Genomic DNA, 21,669 nt, shown 5'->3' with positions numbered 1-21,669 from the left:
TTGGGCCGTTCTGTGATGAAGGTGTCGGAGTGGTTGGGTTGGCCGATGTTCAAGAGGCTGGATGATGCGCAGCGCCGTCAACTAGGTCTGCCGAAGGCCAAAGGCCCCGCGCCACGGCGGATCACCGAAGCGGGGTCACTGGAGATCCAGGCCTACGACGAGGTCTGCTTCCCCGGGCTGGCAGCCGAATGGACGAAATGGAATGGTCAACGGCCCATTGTCGGCGCGCTGACGATGGAGTTGCCCACAGATGCTGACGACGAAATCGCCTTCTGGATTGGCGCGGGGACACCGCCGATTTTCTTCGGGTTTGGCAGCACACCGGTCAAATCCCCTGCCGACACGCTCGCGATGATCAGCGCCGCCTGCACACAGTTAGGTGAGCGGGCGTTGGTTTGCGCCGGCTGGAGCGACTTCAGCAACCTCCCCCACTTCGACCATGTCAAGGTAGTAAGCGCGATGAATTACGCTGCCGCCTTTCCGGCTTGCCGTGCGGTCGTGCACCACGGTGGCATGGGCACCACCTCAGCGGGTCTGCGCGCCGGGGCCCCCACGCTGGTCTACTGGACGGCGCCCGATCAGGCGATCTGGGGATCGCTCGTAAAGCGACTGGAAGTTGGCTTCGGGCGCCGCATTTCGGCCGCAAACCAAGAAACACTGGTCGCAGACCTGCGCCGGATCCTCGACGCGAAATACCTTGCGCGAGCCCGCGAGGTCGCCAGTCAAATGACAAAGCCTGCCGAAAGCGTTGCCAACACCGCCGATCTCCTGGAGAACTTCGCTCGTTTACGGCGCGTTGGCGGGCGTGGGACGGCTCCGGACCCGCGGGCGGTTCACTGATGTACGGGGAAGTCCAGTCACCTGAGCCGCAAAATCATCCTCTCGGCATCCATGGGCCGGTCTAAGCCCACGTCCCGCGACGCCGGTGAGCCATCGCCACCACCTCGTGACGCAGCTTCAGGATGGACGGCAGGATGACCCGATTAATCTTGTGCAAGCGTTGGTAAGTCTCGAACGCCGCCCGGAAACCCTGCTCACTCGTCCGATACGCGTCGAACACTCTATCCAACGCAGCCTGATCCCAGGGCTCCTCGTGCGCAGCGGCGTGCAGCGCTTCGTCGACCACAGAAAGCCAGTTCGTGCCGAAGGGCTCTGCCACTGGGCCGGTGTGTAGCTGGCGGTGAAGATCCGGTGTGAGGAACTCGTCGATTGCGTCCTCGTCCCGGGCGTTGAGATCGATTCCGAGCGCGACGGAAATTCGCTTTACTTCTCGACGCCAGTCGTCAAGGAGGTTGGCGTAGTCGATGAACACGCGCGGCAGGTTGCGTGTGACTCGCTCCGACAACAAAGAGAATTTCAACCACACCGCACTCCCGAGCTCCGGCGGGATTTGAAATGCAGCCGCGCCCGACGCGATGGACTCCTGCGGGCGGCGCACCGCAATCACGACCGCGATATCGAATCCGGCCTGGCGCGCCGCTTCAAACCACAAGCTGGACAGCAACGTTACATGCGCATCCTTGATGAGCACGACCGGCGCGGCCGGCAACGTGGACAGAAACGCCCCGATTTCGGCGACGCAGCGAGCCTTCTCGTCGGCGTCGAACTCACCGTCCTCTTGTAAACGCAACGACGGGTCGAACGGGGTGCTGTTGTGCCGGCGCAAAATTTTGTTGTTGAGATGGATGGACTCGCGCGGCTCCCAATAGCCACGCTGATTGTTCCGATCGGCGCCCGCCATCTTGGCTGGAAGCGCAGCGCCACATAGCGAGAGGACCCGGGTGAGCGCCGACGTTCCAGACCGAGGCGCGCCCATCACGAACACAACAACGGGGCGGGCCGCCGTGCCGCTCTGACCTGCAGGGATCACGAGCACAACCTCGCGCTCGATGCCGTGGACAGAGCGGGAGCGCGGTGCTCCACCATAAGATTCTCCAACGTGGTTCGGCTCTGGCGCATAGCGGCAGGATAGCCGGGGACCCGGCACTTATTGTCCTGAATCGGTGTATGGCACAACGATTTCGGGACGCGCGTGCTGCTCGCAACTCTAGCCACGAGTTACACGTCTTCGCCGGCGGCGGCCTGCCTGACTTTTTGTGCATGCGCCACCTGCTGCGCGGTGTAGCCGATGAGCAGCGCCACCGAACCGAGCAGGATGACCACTCCCGCCAGCCACAGCAGACCGAACGTCAAGCCGTGATCCACCGCATCCAACTGGGCGGTGTTCATGTGCTCCGGCGGCCCGACGGTGCCGCCCAGCTGCAGCGTGCGCATCGTTATGGCGGCTTGGACGACGACCAGCACCACCGGCCCACCCAGGGTCTGCAACATCAGGGCAATTGCGGTGGTGGGCCCGATTCGGTCGAAATTGACGCTGGCAACCAGCGACAGCATGAGCGGCACGTTGATCATGCCGAGGCCGATAGCGCCGACGACGATCGGCACCACCAAATTCGGGAAGTACGGCATGCCGCGGCTGAACGTCGAGCCGTACAGTAGCGCGCCCACCACCAGGATGGCGCCGGAGATCACCACTGTTCGCGGAGCGAACCGGAAAACCAGCCGCGACGCCAACGCCACCCCGATGCTCGTCGCGACGGCGAACGGGATAAAGCTGACACCTGCGTGCAGCGGACCGTAGCCCATGATGGTTTGCACATAGAGGGAGACGAGCACGGTCAGCGTGAAACTCACCCCGCCCGAGAGGAACATGGCCCCGAACGTGGCCAGCCGGTTGCGGTCAGAGAACAGATTAAATGGCAGGATGGGGTTTTCGGCCGTGCGCTCCACCACCACGAACCCCACCAAGGCGCCCAGGGCCACCACTGCCGCACCGATCGTGAGCGGCGACTGCCAACCCTTCTCCGGCCCAATCGAGAAGCCGAAAATCGTAGCTATGCAGGCCAACATGGCCAGCACGGCGCCGCTGGCGTCGAGTTTCATCCGCTCCTTCAAGGTTTCCCGCAGCGCCCTGCGGGCCAGGAACACCGTCACCAACCCGATCGGCACGTTCACCAAGAACGCCAGCCGCCATGACACTTCGGTCAGTGTCGGACCCACCACCAGCCCCAATACCGCGCCCACACCGTTCATTGCGCCGAACACCGCCGTGGCCGCATTACGGGTCGGCCCCTTCGGGAAGGTGGTGACGATCAGCGCCATAGACGTCGGTGCCACGATCGCCGCGGACGCGCCATGCATGAAACGAGCCAGCACGAGGATGTCCCCGTTCCACGCGATGCCGCACAGGGCCGAGGCGAAGGTGAACACCGCAACCCCGATGAGGAAGGTCCGCTTGCGGCCGATCGCGTCACCCAGGCGGCCGCCCAGCAGCATCAGGCTGGCAAAGGCCACCACGTAGGCGGTAATCACCCAGCTGCGCTCAGCATTCGACAGGGCCAGTTCATTTTGGATCTTAGGAAGCGCATAGACCGCGACGGGGCCATCCATATACGCCATCAGCAGTACGCCACCGATAGCGACAACCACACCGATGAAGCGGCGTGACAGCAACGACGGGGTGGGTTCGGTTCTCGGAGGTTGCGGCATGGTCGGTTCGACGGGCACCGGGGTTGTTTCCTCCGCGCTCTTTGTCACCGGCCGACCGTAGCATCTGGGCCGATGCGCAAATTGCGAAGTTCCCGATCCGGTTAGTGGAAACTCGCAACAGTCGAAGTTGGCTCCTTTAAAGTTTCGAGACAGAGCTCGCAGTACACCGCACTGTCGTGGGTTAGCCGCTATCTACACCTACGCCAAAGATCGGTTGCTCCAGCACAGTTCGCAAACGGCGCGGTTGTGAAGCGGTGCGGAAAGGCCCGCGATGAAAGTTGTGCTCGCAAAGCTATGGAACTTCTATGTGCTGACGAGGTTCGAATTGACGAATTGGGGCGGGGTGAAGGAGTTCGACGACCCGCGGCCTTGGGACGCGTCAATTGACGTGGGCGCGGCTGGCCACCGCGACCGTCGGACCCAGACCTCGGGTCCGGAACTCGACGTTAATCGCCGGGTCGGCATGGTGGGCCAGCGCGCGCAGCGCCGATGCGCTGTATGCACGCAGCGAACTGATGAGCCCGTCGTGTTGCAGAGGGACCAGCCGGGTGAACGGCAGCACGACCGCCAAAACCGCGACGTGTACCGGCGCCGGCGGCCTGCGCAGATCCACGATCAACAGCTTCTTCGCCGCCCGGGTGCCCTCCGCGAACACCCGCACGACCAACTCGGGCGGCAGATGATGCAACGACAACGCGAAGACCGCGAGGTCGTAGTACCCGTCCGGCGCGTCGATCGCGGTAGCGTCCATTTCGCGCACGGTTGCGCGCGGGTGTTTCCCGAGATCGCCGTCGGCCACCGCACCCACGAACTCCGGGTCGATGTCGCTGACCGTCACCTCGGCAGTGGGATGAATCGCCAGCAACTTGCGTGACATTCCGCCGAGGCCGGCTCCGAGTTCGAGGATCTTCGGAGAGCCGAGGTCAGCAACCTCACGAAGCGCCATCCGGGCGCACCGCTCGTAAATGCCGATCCTCCGCCGCCCCCCGGCCCGATCCAGCGCCCGGATGACCTTGCGCTTCAACTCGTCGACGTCGTCGCGGTCCAGATATTCCAGCCGGGTGGTCTGCAACCGCCTGTCCAGCCAGGAAGCTTCCGGCCCGCCCCGAGGCATGCGCGCAATGTCGTCCGCACTGCTATTCATGCGGACCATCATGGATCAAGGCTGCACGACGCACGACGACAAGGTGACCGGCTCGGAAGTTGGCGATGCTCGTGGCGACCTGATAATGGCCCCACATAGCGTCCAGTAAAGCTCGTCCGACGTCTTTGAACGAAAAGCTGCCCAAAAATGTCCAATAATCGCAGAACACGTCGTCAATGAGGTAGGCGCCGCTGTCGGTCAATGCATTGTCGAACAGGCAGCGAAAAGAACTCACCAGCTGGGAGCTCGTTTTGCTACCCGCATCGATAATGACGTCGAACGGGCCGAATTCTGCAGCTACTTCTCTCAGGAAAGAATCGTTCTCGCCACCCATGCGGACGTGAGCGCCTGTTGAATCCTGGATTTTCGCCAGTTTCGAGTCAACATCAATACCGACGATGAGCGAGTCGGGCTGAAGGTATTGCTGCCACATCTGTACCGAGTCCCCGTAGAAGCCTCCGATCTCCAACACCCGGATCGGACTGGTTCGGTCTACGACAGGCTCGTAGATCGGCGAGAAGTACGCCAACTTGTGGACCCTGGGCGTCCGGTTGACCACGTCAGCGGTCTCGCCGCGAAGCTCGGTGTCCACCGCCGACCAGGTGGTCCTGGAAGCAAGTTCTCGCCGCAGCGCTCGCAGCATTTTGCGCCGGCTGCGGTGACGGTAGGGCCGAGCGATGGGAGAAAACTTCAGAACGACGTTCACCAAGGTCCTACTTCCGAAGCGCACTCAAACGGATGTGCCGCATAGCTTTAACGCACTCGTCGCAGATATCCGTCAGGCGCCACGGTGATTTGGAGCTTCTGCGGAATCTGCTGGTCAATCTCGAACTCGGAGTGCGACTTCAAAAACTCCCAGACCGCCGTCTTCGGGTTGTTGCCGGGCCCCCACGGCCGGGTGGGAAACATGTCGTCGGGCATGTCCTCGACGATCGTGTCGAATACCACGCAATAACTGTTCGGCGTCACGAGCGATGCGTAGGCCGACAGCTCAGCGAGGACATGCTCGTGCGTGTGGTTGCTGTCGAGGCACACCAGCGTGGTCCCACGGCCGCGTGCCGCGTCGTGAACCTGCTCGATGATCGCCGGCTCGACGCTCGACCCTTCAATCATCGTGATGTAGGGAGAAAGTGGATGTGCTTCTATCGCCGCACGGTTGTGGGCGCGTATCTCGATATCGACGCCGATGACCTGCCGATTGGAGGCACCCACGTCGAGTGGCCTGTTGGTGGTGATGGCGTCACACAAGTCAAGCAGCGCAAGCATGGAAGCGCTGAGAATCAATGAACCCCCGTGCGCGATTCCGGTCTCGACGATGACATCGGGCTTGACGGTCCAAATCAGCTCCTGTAGGGAAACGACATCCGGTGGGTATTGGATGATCGGCCGGCCCAGCCATTCGAAGTTGTACGAATAGCGGTTCGGGATGCTTCGATTCATCCATTCGGAAGACAGCTGAGCGAACTCTCGGTCTTCAGCGAGGGCTCTCACGTTTTCGGTCACGCGCTGCTGATGGTTCGTCAGCCCCGAGAACCATTCGGCCGCACTCCAACTCGTTGCGTCGACACCCGGCAACATCTGCAACTCGGTGGGATACGACGAGGGATACAGCAGCGCGATCGGAGCGGTATCCAACGCCTTGGCCAGGACAGCCAACTCGGCCGTGCTCACGTCTTTGCGTTTGTGGTTTTCGAACTCGGCGATCGTCGCGCACTCCACGGGGTATCCGAGCGCGTGGGTTCGATCTGACAGCCACTGCTCTGAGCGGGAGCCTCTTAGTCGCCTGATTTCGTCCCCAATTCGCGCCGCCTGATCGGCAGCCCAATCTTTTGCCACGCCGTCAGAGTAGGCGATGACTTTCGGAACACCGTCAGCGCGACGTTAGGATCGACGAGGCTTATACCCAAGGAGGCCGGTGGACAACAGATCGCCAGGCAGCAGTTGGCTGACCACTTCGGCAAACGGCGACACACATCTGACGGAGATCACGGGCTGCGAAGTCTGCGGCGGCAGTCAATTGCTGCCCGTGCTTGATCTGGGCCGGCATCCGCTTTGCGACGACCTCGTCAAGATCGGTGATCCCCGGCAATGCCGCGAATACCCGATCAATATCGGCTTTTGCCCGACATGCGCTACCGCACACCAACGCTTCCAGGTGCCGAAAGAAAATCTGTTCCCAGACGACTATCACTATCGCTCGCGCTTCACGGCCGACGTATTGTCCGGGATGCGCAGCCTGGTGGGCTCATGCGTCGAACGACTCGGCCCGTTGACCGAGAAGCTCGTGCTCGATGTCGGCTGCAACGACGGCAGCCTGCTGGATTTCTTCCGGGATGCCGGGGCGAAAACAGCCGGTATCGAGCCAACCGGCGCCGGCCGCGACGCGGCGGCGAAAGGCCATTTTGTCGTCCAGGACTATCTGAGCCGAGAGACAGCCGCGGCGATCCGCGACGGGGCCGGCACGCCGGATCTCATCACGTTCACCAACGTGTTCGCCCATATCGAGGACTTGTCAGGCGTCCTTTCCGCGCTCGAACTTCTGCTGGGGCCGCAAACCACGATCGTGATCGAGAACCATTACCTGGGCGCCGTACTCGACCGGCATCAATTCGACACCTTCTACCACGAGCACCCCAGGACCTACTCGTATCACTCCTTCGATTTCATCGCGAAGTCACTAGGTCTGGACATCGTGGATGTCGAGTTTCCCGCCCGCTATGGCGGAAATATCCGGATCACCCTCGGGCACGGCTCGCAGCGTGCGGAGGCAACGGCAGCCGACGTCATTGCGCGTGAGCAGAACTTTCAACGAAGTTTCGGCCAACTCGCCCGTGATGTAGAGCTGTGGAAAGACCGCAAGGCGCGCGAGATCAGGCACGTCGTCGCCGAACACGGACCGATCCGCGCCAAGGCGTTCCCCGGTCGCGCCGCCATCCTGGTCAAGCTTCTGGGTATCACCGAGAACGAGATCGTCGCAGTCCACGAGAAACCTGGCTCGATCAAGATCGGGCACTACGTGCCCGGCACGCGGATTCCGATCCTGTCGGACGATGCTCTGTTTGAACTGGGTCCGCAAACCAAGCCCTTGCTGAATCTGGCTTGGCACATCTCCGCAGAAATCCGGCGCTACCTCTCCGATAGCGGTTACCAGGGCCCGGTTTTCGACGTCCTCAGCAGTGACGACTTCCAGGCTTGAGCTTGTTCACGATCCTCGGCTCGGGGTTTGGCAGCTACGGATATCTGCCGGCTCTCGTCGAGGCGGGCGTTGAAGTTGCGCTACCGAGCCGCTATCGGGACGCGGTGAGCGGTCGAGCGGAACTCTCCGGGTATGTGCAACAGGTGGTCTGGTGCAGCGATGTCGACGACGCTTTGGCGAGGTCCAGCGGAGTGGTGATCGCGCTTCGCCCGGAAGACCAGATGCGATGGGTTCCTCGCCTGACAGAGATGCCCAATATCCGTCAGCTGATCCTCGAGAAGCCGCTCGCGCCGACTCCCGGATCGGCCGCTTCCTTGCTCATGGCGGTTGAGAATGCGGGAAAGCGCTACCGGGTGGGATATACGTTTCGCTTCACGCCATGGGCAGGCAAGCTCCGGGAAGCGCTTACCGGATCCGCCGACAGCATTTCCTTCGACTGGAGCTTCTTGGCACATCACTATCGCGTCGGCCTGGACAACTGGAAAAGATTCAGTTCGCGCGGCGGCGGTGCTGTTCGGTTCTACGGGATCCAGGCGATCGCACTGTTGTCCGAATTGGGCTACGACGGCGTATCGACCTCGACAGTCTGTGGAGCGTCAGACGATGAGATCGATTGCTGGGAAGGAACTTTCACGGGGCCTAACCTCTGCCCATGTGTGCTGACGCTCGCCAGTCGGGAGACAAACACGTTCTTCAGGGTTGTCGCACACAACAACGGGCAAGTGGTGCAGACGCTCGCAGATCAGCGTGACCCGTTTTCTTCGGCTGACTCGGGTGCGGTGCAGGGCCAGGATGCGCGGGTAGGCCTGCTCAGGCAGTTGTGCGATTCGTTCTCGGACGGGGACGACGGGAATGCCCAGCGGCACAGGGCGATTCTGGCGCTCTGGGCCGCTGTCGAGGCGAAGTCTCGGCGGGTTCCTATAGCCCACGCCGGCGGCAGATAGCCGCACGTCGTCGGCTCGAATGGGCAACCTAGTTGCTAGACGGCGCCGGTGGTGGTTGGGGTTGGAATGGCTCGTACCACCACCAGTCGGCGCGCTCGCCGCTGGGTCCGGGGTAGGGCCCTACCGCAGGCGGTGGCCGCTTGGGTGGGCGGGCAAGCGATCCGGCGCTGAGTGCTTGGCCGTCGCTGTCGGTCACCTTCAGCTGGTCTGCGGGTCCGGTGATGGCGATGACGCCGCGATGGTGCAGGCGGTGGTGATGAGGACAGACCAGCACCAGGTTGGCCAGTTCGGTGAGGCCGCCGTCTTCCCAATGCCGGATGTGATGGGCGTGCAGGCCGCGGGTGGCTGCGCAGCCCGGAACGGCGCACGTGGGGTGGCGGTGCTCGAGTGCGCGGCGGAGCCGACGGCTAATCGTGCGGGTCGATCGACCACAACCGATTACTTCGCCCTCGCGTTCAAACCACGCTTCACACGTGGCATCACATGTCAGGTACTGCCGCTCGGATTCCAACAGCAGCGGACCCAGATGCAGCGCAGCCACCCGGTCTTTGACGTCGAGATGCACCACCACCGTGGTGCGCTGTCCGTGGGGGCGACGTTGCACCTCAACATCCCACCCCGTCTCGACCAGCCTCATGAACGCATCGGTATTCGTCGGCATCGCAGGGTGTTGGTCGGATGTCTCGTCGCTACTGTCGCGGTCGCGTCTCCACTCGCCCATGAGCGCATCATGATGCGACTGCAGCGCCGCCTCGAACTTGGCCGAGTCGGTGTGCGGGAGTGTGATTCGCCAGAAGTCCATCTCGGCGTTGCTGGTCTTGGTGATCGTTGGCTGCGGTTCAGGCCGCGGACCCGGATCGGGCCGCGGTTCCAACTTGATTGCGGTGCGCAGCTGGCTGACCGTGGCAACTGCGGCCAGCTCGGCATAGTGCGCATCGGACCCCTGGCCTGCCCGGCCCGCGATGACGCCGACCTGATCCAGCGACAATCGACCCTCCCCCATTTCCGCAGCGCAGCGGGGAAACTCGTCTAGCCGGCGTGCGACGGTAACGATCGTGTTGGCGGTTGTCGACGACAAACCCATCTTCCAGGCCAGCAATGCCGACACCGACCGCGCGCCCGTGATGCCGCACAGCTCGTCGCGCTCCACCTCAGCGGTGATCTCCACGATGCGCGCATCGATTGCGTTGCGCTGACCGGCCAACTCCGCCAGCTCCTCGAACAACACCTCGAGGCGGTCCTTGGGGCGCACTTCAACAGCGTTTGACGACCCGATCGAAGACATGACCACATCATCACACCCGGCACCGACAAGTCCCGCCCCGAACCGCATCCGCAGGCGTGGCCGGCTCGGGCCGGCGGGCGCGAACACCTTCTCGGGATATCGACTGTGCTCATGTCGTCGCCCAAACTTGGTCCGCCTCAGCGGCATCGGCAACGTAGGCGGCCAGGTCGTCGGCGCTGATCACGTCATCTGCCTCCAGCAATTGGCGATACCAATGGGCCGTGTGGTGGAGCGTGCTTTCGAGGTTCCAGACCGGGCGCCACCCCAGATGCATCTTTGCCTTGGCGCTGTCGAGGTGCAGCAAGCCCGCCTCGTGCGGCTGGGGACTCGATGTCACTTCCCACCGAAGCTGTGGCCATCCACGAGCAAGGTCTTCGAGCACTTGCTCGACCGTGCGGTTCCCCTCGACATCAGGGCCGAAGTTCCAGGCATCGGCACATGTGGTGTCACCCGCCAGAAGCCGCTGTCCGAGCAGCAGGTATCCGCTGAGGAGGTCCAGCACATGCTGCCAAGGGCGCGTGGCCTGCGGCGAGCGAATGATCAATGGTTCACGGGCGGCGACCGAGCGCACCAGATCGGGGATCAGCCGGTCCTCGGACCAGTCACCACCTCCAATCACGTTGCCGCCCCGCGCGGTTGCCAGCAGCGGCGCGGACGGGTGTTGCAGCAACGCAACTCGATAGCTCGCGGCCACCAACTCGGCGCTGGCCTTGGACGCACTGTAGGGGTCATGGCCCCCCAGGCGGTCTTGTTCTCGATAAGCCCAGGGCCATTCGCGATTCTCGTAACATTTGTCGCTCGTGACCGCTACCACGGCACGCACCTCCGGCGTGTGGCGAACGGCCTCGAGCACATGCACGGTGCCCATCGCGTTGGTGGCCCACGTGGTGACCGGGTCGCGGTAGGAGCGACGGACCAACGGCTGCGCAGCCAAGTGGAAAACCATCTCCGGCCTTACCGCAGCGAAGACCGCGCGGACTGCCTCTTCATCGCGAACGTCGACACGATGGTCGTCGATAGCTAGTTTCAGCAGATCCCAATGGCTGGGCTCGACCGATGGATCCAATGCAAGTCCGCTGACCTCGGCGCCCAACGTCTGCAACCACAGACACAGCCAGCTGCCTTTGAAGCCGGTATGGCCGGTGACCAACACCCGGCGCCCGCGATAAGCGGACCCGAAAACGTTCAACGCCAGCACTTCCACGGTGCCTCGCCGCTACTCCACAATTCGTCGAGCAGGTTTTTGTCGCGAAGCGTGTCCATCGGTTGCCAGAAGCCGGAATGCTCGAAGGCCATCATTTGGCCGTCAGCGGCGAGTCGAGCCAACGGTGGTCCTTCCCAAGGGGTTTGGTCGCCGTCAATGTAGTCGAGTACTGCGGGTGAGAGGACGAAGAAACCACCGTTGATGAGACCGCCGTCGCCGCGCGGCTTCTCGACAAAGCGCGTGACCCGCCCGTCGGCGCACTCGATGGCCCCATAGCGCCCCGGCGGCAGTACCGCCGTGACCGTGGCGTGGCGTCCGTGCTGCTGGTGGAATTCGACGCTCGCTCGGATGTTCACGTCGCTGAGCCCATCGCCGTAGGTGAAGCAGAAGGCCTCGTCGTCCTGGACGTAGGTCGCCACGCGCTTGAGGCGTCCGCCGGTTTGGGTGTCGTCACCGGTATCGACCAGCGTCACTCGCCAGGGTTCTGCGTGGCGCTCATGCACTTCCATGCTGTTGACGGAGAGATCGAACGTCACGTCCGACATGTGCAGGAAGTAGTTGGCGAAATATTCCTTGATGATGTAGCCCTTGTAGCCACAGCAGATAACAAAATCGTGAATGCCGTGGTTGGAGTAGAGCTTCATGATGTGCCACAGGATCGGCCGCCCACCGATCTCCACCATCGGCTTGGGACGGATGCTGGTTTCTTCCCTGAGCCGAGTACCGAGACCTCCGGCCAATATTACGGCCTTCATTCGGCCCGCTTGGGTTTAGTCTTGCGCCACTTCGACCGACTCTTCGGCCGATCGGCTAACCCGGCGGAGTAATTCCCGTTATCTTCGACAATGACGGTCATATATCCGAATATCTCAGCAGGAATGTTGTTCAAATACTTTCTGGTGAGATGCCGAACTAGAAAATAGGACCCCAGCCGCTCGGTGAGAAACCCGACGGCTCGTATCTGAAAAGTGTTGTATTTTCTCAGACGATCGCCGTGCCGATTCAGAAATTCTCTGCCAACGATCTCGATTCCGGACAGAACCTGCACCAGCCACTCTGTCGGGAAAATCCCGAGTTCAACGCCACCGGGAATGAAGTACCTTGCAGCCAAGAAGTCTGAAGCGGAGTCGGCATCCAACACGCCCGTCTCGACCGCTAGAGACGCGTAGTCAACAATATCTCTGCGGTGATGAATTGCGGCATAGTGGTCAACTACCGGTTTTCTGAGACGCATAGGCTGCGCAACCAGAAAATCGTGGCCAGCTGTGGGGGTGAATACGGCTAGGTCAGCCTTCCGGCCGAAGTCGTTCAGGCTCAACTCCCGCATTGTCGGATAGATACGGGACTCTATCCCCTCCGGAGAAGGAAGGATTCTCTTTCGGTAAGCACACATTTCGGTGAGCTCAGCATCGTCGGAAGACCTTTCGATCGCGATGGGCAAGACGTGTGATCCTGCGGCGCCGTATGCAATCGGTCTCGCCTCGTGCCAGAACTGATCGAGTTGTCTCACGTGGAACGCGGAGTCGGGTTCGAAATCCCCCAGCGCGATGCAGGTGTCATACCAGCTGTCGGGCAGTAACGGCTTCTCGTGGGTAACGCAGTACCTATGAATCATTGGCGTGAGGCAGGTCCAGATAGTAACCCGCTGAGGGCTGCGCGCCTGCGCGCTCGGAGATCCAGCCTTGCGCGGCCAGCGAGACAACGAGCGTCGACGGTTGCCACCAAGCAATGTTCTTTCGGTCGTTGGGAATTTCAGCACGATAGCGCACTACTCACGCGGGTGCCGCCTTGCTCGCCTGCGAGGCGACTCCACGGATGAAGCCGCGGGTATATGCGGACGCGGTTGTACCGAGAAGTCCATAACAGATTCGGAATCGGCGTTCAGTAGGGTCCATGCTGGTCAACCCCTTGCACCGCTTCGGCTTGCGCACAGCCAGTCCCGTCGATCGGACCGGCGTGCACCGCGGCGAACCGGATTCCACCACCACAGCTCACAGGAACGATTAGGCTACCGACCGGTTCGATCCATTGAGCTCGGATAAGCGGCTGTCAAAACGACTGGGCGAATAACCGCCGGTTTCGGAATTCGGCCGTGCTGCTGAAACACCGGCTGGAAAGAGGTGAACGGCCATGACGGAGGCCACCGTCACTCCCGTCGCAGTAATCGGAATGGCCTGCCGACTCCCCGGAGGGATCAACTCACCGGACGAACTATGGGAGCGGTTACTGCGGGGCGACGACCTGGTCACCGAAATTCCGGCCGATCACTGGGACGTCGACGAATTTTACGACCCCGAGCCGGGCGTGCCCGGTAAGTCGGTGACGCGATGCGGCGGATTCCTGGACGACATTTGGGGATTCGACGCCCCGTTCTTCGGTCTCCGGACACATGAAGCGACCTACATGGATCCCAATCACCGGTTGTTGCTGGAAACCTCGTGGGAGGCCATCGAGCATGCCGGCCGGGATCCGCGCTCGCTGTTCGGGTCCAAGACCGGTGTATTCATGGGGATCGTCCACGACGACCACGTCGTGCTGACCTATGAATCCGGCGCCATCCACGATGCCTATGCCTACCCCGGCAACACTCCCAGCCTGGCTTCCGGGCGCATCGCGTATTGGCTGGGAGTACATGGTCCGGCAATGACGCTGGACACCGCATGTTCAACCGGTCTGCTCACCTTGCACTTGGCCTGCCGCAGCCTGCACGACGGCGAAAGCGACCTCGCCCTGGCCGGCGGCGTCAACACCCTGATTTCCGGGATCATGAACGCGGCGGGTTCGGCGCTGGGGATGTACTCCCCCACCGGCCGCTGCCATTCCTTCGACGTCGCCGCGGACGGGTTTGTCCGGGCCGAAGGATGCGCCGTGGTCCTGCTGAAGCGCCTGCCGGACGCCCTGCGAGATGGCGACCGCATCCTCGCGGTGGTGCGCGGCACCGCGGCCAATCACGACGGTCGCACCAAGACCATTTCCCGGCCGTCGTTGAATGCGCAGGCCATGGCCTACCGGGCGGCGCTGACGGCTGCCGGGGTGGACGGCGCCACGGTCGGCATGGTCGAGGCCCACGGCACCGGCACCCGAGTCGGTGACCCGATTGAATTCGGCAGCCTGGCCCAGGTCTACGGCCTGGACGGTGCGCCGTGTGCACTCGGATCGGCCAAGAGCAACTTCGGCCACTCCGAGGCCGCGGCCGGCGCACTGGGCTTGATCAAGACGACCCTGGCGCTGCAACACGGCGTGGTCCCGCCCTCGCTGCACTTCACCCGGCTACCCGATGTACTCGCCCAAATCGAAACGGGACTGTTCGTCCCGACAGCGGCCACGCCCTGGCCGTCGCGGCAAGACCAGGAACGGCGACGGGCGGCCGTATCGTCGTATGGCTTGAGCGGAACGAACGTGCACGCCGTGTTGGAAGAAGCCCCGGACGTCGCCCCCCACGATGAGGTGTCCCCCGCCGGCCCCCTGGTGTACGCGCTGTCCGCTACCTCGACCGAGGCGCTGCGGCGCACCTCAGCCCGGCTCGCCGAGTGGATCAGCGCGCGCGCCGACCAGCTGGTGGCCGCCGATCTGGCCTACACCCTGGCCCGCCGGCGTGGTCACCGGCCGGTGCGCGCAGCCGTCGTCGCGGCAAGCCTTGCTGAGCTCACCACGCGTTTGCACGAGGTCGCCGACAGCGACATTCCGTATCCGGCCGCGGCCGGCCAGGACGACCGAGGGCCGGTATGGGTGTTCTCCGGCCAGGGTTCACAGTGGGCCGCGATGGGTGCGGCGCTGCTGGCCGCCGAGCCGGTGTTCGCCGCCACGGTCGCCGAGGCCGAACCGTTGATCGCCGCCGAATCGGGGTTCTCCGTCACCCAGGCGATGTCGGCGCCGGAGACCGTCACCGGCATCGACCGCGTCCAGCCGACCCTGTTCACCATGCAAGTCGCACTGGCCGCCGCGATGCGCGCCTACGGCGTCAGCCCCGGCGCGGTGGTCGGCCACTCACTCGGGGAGGCCGCGGCAGCCGTTGTCGCAGGGGCGCTTTCGCTCGAAGACGGTGTGCGCGTGGTCTGCCGGCGCTCACGGCTGTTGAGCACCATCGCCGGCGCCGGCGCGATGGCCTCGGTGGAGTTGCCCGCGCGGCGGGTGCGTGACGAACTAGCCGCCCGGAACCTCTCGGACGTCGTGGTGTCGGTGATCACCTCGCCGGAGTCCACTGTCATCGGCGGCACGACGCAGACAGTTCGTGAGTTGGTCGCGCTGTGGGAGAGCCGCGACATCATGGCCCGCGAAGTGGCAGTCGACGTGGCGTCACACTCGCCCCAGGTCGACCCGATACTCAGTGAATTGGCCGATGCGCTGGCCGAGCTCACCCCGGTGGCGCCGTCGGTGCCGTTCTACTCGGCCACACTGGACGACCCTCGAGAGCAGCGGGGGTTGGACGCGAGTTATTGGGTGACCAATCTGCGTCATCCGGTGCGGTTCGCCGACGCGGTGCAGGCCGCGTTGGAAGACGGGCATCGCGTTTTCGCGGAGCTTTCGCCGCACCCGCTGCTGACCCGGGCGGTGGAACAGACCGCCCACGCAGCCGACGTCTCAGCGCAGGCGCTGGCGTGTATGTGGCGCGAACAGGAGCTGCCGCACGGACTGCGCGAATTCCTGGCGAATCTGCATTGTGCTGGCGCCGCAGTCGATTTCGCGGCGTTGTACCCGACTGGGCGGCTGGTCGACGCGCCGCTGCCGACGTGGACTCATCGTCGGCTGTACATCGGCGCGGCCGGCACGAACCGCCAGGTACACGGCGCCCGGACTATCACCGTGCACCCGCTGCTCGGGTCACATGTCCGGCTCCCGGAGGAAGCGGAGCGCCACGTGTGGCAGGGCGAGGTCGGCACCGCGGCGCTGCCCTGGTTGGGCGATCACCAGGTCCACGGCGTGCCCGCTCTACCCGGGGCTGCCTACTGTGAAATGGCATTGTCAGCGGCCCATACCGTGCTCGGCGAGCAATCCGAGGTTCACGACATCCGCTTCGAGCAGATGCTGCAGCTGGACAAGCAGACCCCGATCACGGCGGTGGCCTCGGCTGCCGCGCCCGGCGTCGTCGAATTCGACGTGGTCACCGATCACGACGGCGAACGCACGCGCCGAGCCGTCGCCGTCTTGTGCGCCGATGAGGTTGAGCCGCAACCACATCCGCAGGACATCAGTGCGCTGCTCGCCGCCCACCCGCGTCGCACCGAAGGCGACGAGCTACGGCAGCGGTTCGACGCACACGGGGTCAACTTGGGTCCGGCGTTTGCCGCTCTGATCGCCGCGCACACCGCCGACGACGGGTCCACCCTGGTGACCGAGCTCGCGCTGCCCAAGCAGCTGCGCGCCCAGCGCGGCGCCTACCGCGTGCACCCGGTGTTGCTCGACGCCTGCTTCCAATCCGTCGGCGCACACCGGGCCATCAACGGCGACGACGACGGCGGGTTGCTGTTGCCGTTGAGCGTGCGACGACTGCGCGTGTGCGACCCGGCGCGCAATCCCCGCTACTGCCTCGTGCGGTTGCACCGTGGGGACGGGTCGGATGTGGAGGCCGACCTCGACGTCCTCGACGAAACCGGAGCCCCGGTGCTGATCATTCGAGGGTTCCGGCTGGGCAGCAGCGCCACCGCGGTCAGCGACGCCGACCGCCTGCTCGCCGAGCGGCTCCTTGCCGTGGAATGGCGGCAGAGCGAGCCACCCGCGTCCCGGGACAGCGACCCGGGCCAGTGGCTATTGATCCCTACCTCCGATACCGACGATTCCCTGACAACAAGGCTCGTCGATGCCATGAAAGCCTCTGGCGCACAATGTGATTGGCTTGAGTGGCCGCAGCGCGCCGACCACGCCGGCTGCGCCGATCAACTGAATGCCCGGCTGCGGGCAAGCGCCGTCACTGGTCTGGTGGTCGTGTTGCCACCGCCGGCAGGCACCTCCGACGAAGCCGGCTTGGCCACGGCCCGCGAGCATGTCGGGCACCTGATTCGGATCGCCCGCGAACTGACCGAATCGCCCGGGGAACCGCCTCGGCTCTATGTACTGACCAGAAGAGCTCAAGCCGTCCACCCTGCGGACCGGGTCAACCTCGACCAGGCCGGGCTGCGCGGTTTGGTGCGCGTGATCGGCGCCGAACATTCGCAACTGCGTCCCACCCAGATAGATGTGGACGACGATTGCGATCCCGAAAAGCTGGCGCTCGAGCTGCTGTCCGGGTCGGCCGAGGACGAAACCGCCTGGCGCGACGGCCAGTGGTACGTCGCGCGGCTGCGGCCCGCGCCCTTGCGCCCGGATGAGCGCCGAACCACCACGGTCCACCACGAGCGCGACGGTATGCGCCTTGGGATCCGCACTCCGGGTGACCTGCAAACCATGGAATTCGCGGCGGTCGACCGCGTTGCGCCGGGGCGCGGCGAGATCGAGGTCGCCGTCACCGCATCCAGCATCAACTTCGCCGACGTCCTGGTCGCATTCGGCCAATACCCCAGCCTTGAGGGCCGCCTGCCCCAACCGGGCACCGATTTCGCCGGCGTGGTGACCGCGGTCGGACCCGACGTCACCAATCATCGGGTCGGCGACCACGTCGGCGGCTTCTCCAAAAACGGCTGCTGGGGCACATTCGTCACCTGTGACGCGCGCGTCGCGGCCCCACTTCCGCCCGGGCTGACCGACGAGGTCGCTGCCGCGACGACCACCGGACACGCGACCGCCTGGTATGGCCTGCATGATCAAGCCCGGATCAGCGCCGGTGACCGTGTGTTGATCCACTCCGCCACCGGCGGCGTGGGGCAGGCAGCGATCGCGATCGCTCGCGCCGCGGGAGCGGAGATCTTCGCTACCGCGGGCAGCCCGCAGCGTCGAAAAATGCTGCAGGACATGGGCATAGAGCATGTCTACGATTCACGGAGCACGGACTTCGCCGATCTGATTCGCCGCGACACCGACGGGTACGGCGTTGACATCGTCCTCAACTCCCTCACCGGCGCCGCGCAGCGCGCCGGATTCGAACTGCTGGCCGTCGACGGACGGTTCGTGGAGATCGGCAAACGCGACGTCTACGCCAACAACCGGCTCGGGATGTATCCCTTCCGTCGCAACCTCACCTTCCACTACGTCGACTTGGCGCTGATGGTCGAGAGCCGTCCGCAGCGGGTCGGGGATCTGCTACGCCAGGTGTATCGGCTCGTGGCAGACGGCGAATTGCCACCACCGGAAAGCACGCACTATCCGCTTGCCGAGGCAGCGACGGCGATCCGGGTGATGAGCGCGGCCGAACACAGCGGCAAACTCGTGCTCGACGTGCCGCGCAGCGGACACAGCACCGCGGTAGTGCCACCGGAGCAGGCTCGGATCTACCGCCCCGATGGCGCCTACATCATCACCGGGGGTCTGGGCGGCCTCGGGCTGTTCCTCGCCGCTGAGATGGCCGCGGCAGGGTGCGGGCGGATTGTGCTGACCAGCCGCTCGCAGCCAAACGCCCAGGCCGAGAAGGCCATAGCGAGTATCCGCGCGACCGGGGCCGACGTCCACGTCGAATGCGGGGACATCGCCGAACCCGCAACCGCCGGACGGCTCGTCGCCGCTGCCACCGCCACCGGGCTTCCGTTGCGCGGAGTGCTGCACGCCGCCGCGGTGGTGGAGGACGCCACGCTCACCACCATTACCGACGACCTGATCGAGCGTGACTGGGTGGCCAAGGTCTACGGCGCTTGGCACTTGCATCAGGCGACGGCCGGCCAACCGCTCGACTGGTTCTGTTGCTTTTCGTCGGCGGCCGCGCTGCTCGGCTCACCCGGCCAGGGTGCTTACGCGGCGGCCAACAGTTGGTTGGACGCCTTCACTCATTGGCGGCGTGAACAACGCCTACCGGCCACCACGATTGCATGGGGTGCCTGGGCCGAGATCGGCCGTGCGGCGTCTTTGGAAGAAGGCCGCACCACGATGATCGCCCCCGACGAGGGTGCGCACGCCTTCCAGACGCTGCTGCGCTATGACCGCACCTACACCGGGTACATGCCGACGGCGGGCACGCCGTTGTTCAGCATGCTCGTTGCGCGCAGCCCATTCGCGGAGGCATTCAAGACCGCCGGCAGTGCGCAGCAACACGACACCGCCGCCGTCCGCACGGAGTTACTGACGCTGCCTCCGGACGAGTGGCCGACCCGGCTTCGTCGCCTGGTGACCGAGCAGGCCAGCCTCATCTTGCGCCGCACCGTCGATCCCGACCATTCGTTCGCCGATCACGGCCTGGACTCTTTGGGCTTCCTTGAGCTCCGCAGCCGCATCGAAGCCGAAACCGGAATCCGCCTGACCCCCAAGGCCATCGCCACCCACAACACCGCGCGTACCTTGGCCCGGCACCTGGCCGATACGCTGATGGCCGAGCAGGCTACGGCCGTCGCATCGTGATGACCTCTGCCGCAACCAGACCCGGAAAACGCACGACTGAGGACCAAGGAGGGCCAGTAGTGGCAGGGCGGATACGTCGTGCACGCGAATCCATGAGGCGCCGCGCATCCGAACGTGATGCGCGCCCGGATAACCGGCTCGCATTGGAGGACGAGGCCTTGTTGGCGGAGCATCACGCCGCCGACATGAACGTGGTCATCCAAGTCACGTGGGTCTATGAGCACGCTGTCGACTTCGAGGCGCTGCAGCGTTTTCACCATCATCTCGGTCAGGGCTTGCTGGGACGGCGCATCGAGCGTCCCGCGCTGCCAATCGCCCGGCATCGATGGGTGGTAGATCGGGGTCCGGCGGATATCGACATTGCTGAACGTGCCCGTCCCCGCGCCGACGTCAGCGACTGGCTCGATGAACGCTCGCAGCTGCCTATCGACCCTGAAGCGGGGCCCGGTTGGCATCTCGGCGTCCTTCCTCTTACCGACGGCTCGACCGCGGTCAGCCTGGTGCTGTCGCACAACCTCATCGACGGCCTCGGACTCGCCCTCGTGATCATCGAGGCGGCCCTGGGCAAAACCCGCGACCTTGGCTACCCACCGCCACAGTCACGCAGTCGGCTGCGCGCGCTGGGTCAAGACACCCGGCAGACCGCGCGGGACCTACCGCAGGTTGCGCGGGCGGTTGTCACGGCGGGCAAGTTAGCCCGGAAACAAGCCCGCGCCAACCGTGAAAGTGGCCGTCCACGGCCAGCACGGCCCGTCGCCGTCACCGACACTGGCGACGATGAGGTTGTCCTGGTGCCGGCTGTCACGGCCTACATCGACCTGGACGAGTGGGATGCCCGCGCGGAGGCTCTTGGCGGAGCGAGTCACACGATGGCTGCTGCGTTCGCTGCGAAACTCGCCGAGCGCATCGGTCGCCGACGAGCCGATGACGGCGCCGTCACCCTGCAAATCCCGATGAGTGATCGCACCGAGGACGACACGCGGGCGATGGCACTGTCGTACGCCCGCGTCAGCGTCGACCCAACGGGGCTCACGACGGATCTCTCCGACATCCGGGCCGCCATCAAGCAGACCCTGAAGACGCTGAAAGAGACTACGGACGAAGCCAAGCAGGTCCTGTGGCTGCCGTCGTTCACGCCGACGCGGGCGGTGAAACGGATGGTCGCCAGGATGCCCGCCGACCCCGACGCCCCGGTGTTTTGTTCGTACCTCGGCGACCTCCCGTCGGTGATCGGCTGCCCCGACGGCACCGTCGCCGAGGTGGAAAACGCGCGCGGCACCGGGCAATGCGAAACCCGCCGGTTCCTGGAGCGGCTCGGCGGTCGGATGATCATTCTGTCCGGACGCATCAACGGCAAGATCTTCATCAGCATCGGCGCCTACCAACCGGGCGCCGAGAACACCAAATCCGCCTTGCGTGAGGTGACCGCGAGCACGATGGCCGACTTCGGCCTGACCGGGGAGATCGACTAACCCGACTTGGCTCACATGTCGTGAGACGACTCGGGCGACACCGCGACAGTCACGGAAGAACGGTGAAGCTCTCGGTATGGCACGGCCGGACGACCGTGAAGTGACTGCGGTCGACGGTCGCGATATCGCTGATACCCAACCGTTCTGCTGTGGTCACCACGGAGGCGTCTACGGTGCCAAGCGGCAAGTCTCGGTACCGCGCAACAAGTTCAGCGATCCGCAGCCAATCTCCCGCGGCCACCGGTTCGACGGCGAACGCCCCATCGGCCAGGTCGCCGAGGAACCGCACCTCAGCTTCGGCGCCCAGCCTGGTGCCCAGCAGGTAGACCACTTCGGTGATGACGAGTGTCGGGACGATCAACGGACCCGGATGGGTCTGTAGAAGTTCCAGCGACGGCGCATGGTGAGCGTCGTCGGCGTCGACATACGCATATAGAGGACCCGCATCGACAACAAT

General features: G+C 64.3%; 15 protein-coding genes. 5 read left to right on the top strand and 10 right to left on the bottom strand.

What is annotated here, in order from left to right:
- A partial coding sequence (locus A5707_RS18910) for a glycosyltransferase (RefSeq protein ID WP_065015973.1) occupies positions 1 to 840 on the top strand: 840 nt, incomplete at its 5' end.
- A gap of 61 nt (positions 841 to 901) precedes the next feature.
- Here the strand turns inward: A5707_RS18910 and A5707_RS18905 are convergent.
- The 5 genes from A5707_RS18905 to A5707_RS18885 form a co-directional block, all read right to left on the bottom strand.
- Positions 902 to 1,870: a sulfotransferase family protein gene (locus A5707_RS18905; protein ID WP_419866446.1), complete on the bottom strand. Its 969-nt coding sequence runs from the start codon at positions 1,868 to 1,870 to the stop codon at positions 902 to 904.
- 188 nt (positions 1,871 to 2,058) lie between these two features.
- Entirely contained in the window at positions 2,059 to 3,549 is a 1,491-nt protein-coding gene (locus A5707_RS18900) for an MFS transporter (protein WP_065015979.1), read from the bottom strand.
- A gap of 379 nt (positions 3,550 to 3,928) precedes the next feature.
- Positions 3,929 to 4,693, bottom strand: coding sequence for a class I SAM-dependent methyltransferase (locus tag A5707_RS18895; protein ID WP_419866445.1), 765 nt, complete (start codon positions 4,691 to 4,693; stop codon positions 3,929 to 3,931).
- The gene (locus tag A5707_RS18890) at positions 4,686 to 5,399 is read right to left on the bottom strand and encodes a class I SAM-dependent methyltransferase (protein ID WP_156658135.1); all 714 of its coding nucleotides are present in this window, start codon (positions 5,397 to 5,399) and stop codon (positions 4,686 to 4,688) included. Before A5707_RS18890 ends, A5707_RS18895 begins: the two co-directional genes overlap by 8 nt.
- 47 nt (positions 5,400 to 5,446) lie before the next feature.
- Positions 5,447 to 6,412 (bottom strand): cephalosporin hydroxylase family protein, encoded by a 966-nt coding sequence (locus A5707_RS18885; RefSeq protein WP_232000763.1) that lies wholly within the window; start codon positions 6,410 to 6,412, stop codon positions 5,447 to 5,449.
- A 196-nt stretch (positions 6,413 to 6,608) separates the two neighbouring features.
- Here A5707_RS18885 and A5707_RS18880 point away from each other — a divergent pair, with 196 nt between their 5' ends.
- Both A5707_RS18880 and A5707_RS18875 read left to right on the top strand, forming a co-directional pair.
- Positions 6,609 to 7,889, top strand: a complete 1,281-nt coding sequence (locus A5707_RS18880) for a class I SAM-dependent methyltransferase (RefSeq protein ID WP_197495374.1) — start codon at positions 6,609 to 6,611, stop codon at positions 7,887 to 7,889.
- A gap of 2 nt (positions 7,890 to 7,891) precedes the next feature.
- On the top strand, positions 7,892 to 8,833 hold the full coding sequence (locus tag A5707_RS18875; protein ID WP_197495373.1) for a hypothetical protein: 942 nt from the start codon (positions 7,892 to 7,894) through the stop codon (positions 8,831 to 8,833).
- Between the two features lie 28 nt (positions 8,834 to 8,861).
- Here the strand turns inward: A5707_RS18875 and A5707_RS18870 are convergent, their stop codons facing one another.
- From A5707_RS18870 to A5707_RS18855, 4 genes are all read right to left on the bottom strand, one after another.
- A complete protein-coding gene (locus tag A5707_RS18870) occupies positions 8,862 to 10,118 on the bottom strand; it encodes an HNH endonuclease signature motif containing protein (protein ID WP_065015975.1) in 1,257 nt (418 codons plus the stop codon).
- Between the two features lie 109 nt (positions 10,119 to 10,227).
- Positions 10,228 to 11,322, bottom strand: a complete 1,095-nt coding sequence (gene rfbG / locus A5707_RS18865) for a CDP-glucose 4,6-dehydratase (RefSeq protein ID WP_065015970.1) — start codon at positions 11,320 to 11,322, stop codon at positions 10,228 to 10,230.
- Positions 11,304 to 12,077 (bottom strand): glucose-1-phosphate cytidylyltransferase, encoded by a 774-nt coding sequence (gene rfbF, locus A5707_RS18860; protein WP_065015969.1) that lies wholly within the window; start codon positions 12,075 to 12,077, stop codon positions 11,304 to 11,306. The genes rfbG and rfbF overlap by 19 nt, the downstream gene beginning before the upstream one ends.
- Positions 12,074 to 13,081, bottom strand: a complete 1,008-nt coding sequence (locus tag A5707_RS18855) for a hypothetical protein (RefSeq protein WP_156658133.1) — start codon at positions 13,079 to 13,081, stop codon at positions 12,074 to 12,076. The genes rfbF and A5707_RS18855 overlap by 4 nt, the downstream gene beginning before the upstream one ends.
- Before the next feature lie 371 nt (positions 13,082 to 13,452).
- Between A5707_RS18855 and pks2 the strand changes: the two genes are divergently transcribed.
- Together pks2 and A5707_RS18845 are read left to right on the top strand one after the other, a co-directional pair.
- Complete coding sequence (gene pks2, locus A5707_RS18850) at positions 13,453 to 19,740, top strand: sulfolipid-1 biosynthesis phthioceranic/hydroxyphthioceranic acid synthase (RefSeq protein WP_065015967.1); 6,288 nt, start codon at positions 13,453 to 13,455, stop codon at positions 19,738 to 19,740.
- Between the two features lie 59 nt (positions 19,741 to 19,799).
- Positions 19,800 to 21,212, top strand: a complete 1,413-nt coding sequence (locus tag A5707_RS18845) for a hypothetical protein (RefSeq protein WP_065015966.1) — start codon at positions 19,800 to 19,802, stop codon at positions 21,210 to 21,212.
- A gap of 49 nt (positions 21,213 to 21,261) precedes the next feature.
- Here the strand turns inward: A5707_RS18845 and A5707_RS18840 are convergent, their stop codons facing one another.
- On the bottom strand, positions 21,262 to 21,669 hold the full coding sequence (locus A5707_RS18840; protein ID WP_197495375.1) for a type II toxin-antitoxin system VapC family toxin: 408 nt from the start codon (positions 21,667 to 21,669) through the stop codon (positions 21,262 to 21,264).

Source organism: Mycobacterium kyorinense (genome assembly GCF_001672775.1).
Taxonomy (GTDB): Bacteria; Actinomycetota; Actinomycetes; order Mycobacteriales; family Mycobacteriaceae; genus Mycobacterium; species Mycobacterium kyorinense_A.
Note: the sequence above shows the minus strand (reverse complement) of the source record. Positions and strands in the feature narration are given on the sequence as shown.